Annotated in this window: 1 protein-coding gene; it reads right to left on the bottom strand. The window is 39.3% G+C overall.

All coding sequences use genetic code 11. From position 1 onward, the window contains the following. Window positions 1–248, bottom strand: a 248-nt coding sequence (locus BOQ64_RS22800) for a DUF6443 domain-containing protein (protein WP_185147098.1), incomplete at its 3' end; no start/stop codon positions are given. Between the last annotated feature and the right edge of the window lie 27 nt (window positions 249–275).

Raw genomic sequence — 275 nt, 5'->3', positions numbered from 1 at the left:
GGAACGGGTAGATAATCTTTAACCTGTCTTCCGAACGGATCATATTCAATGTGAGTGACCACATCTTTTCCCTGAGGGGATGCTTTTACATTAACCACCTGCTTGGGTCTTCCCAAACCGTCAAAATACTGAACTGTTTCTGAAGTTTTGGAAGCTGTACTCCCATTATAATCCAGATAGCTTTTGGATTGAATATAGTTTTCTGTAGGAGTGAGCTGTGCATTAGCTAAATGACTAATCAGCAACATGCCTACAGGGATTATTATTTTTTTCAT

The sequence above is a fragment of the Chryseobacterium sp. CH25 genome (assembly GCF_004119455.1).
Lineage (GTDB): Bacteria > Bacteroidota > Bacteroidia > Flavobacteriales > Weeksellaceae > Chryseobacterium.
This window is presented reverse-complemented; position numbering and strand designations above follow the sequence as displayed.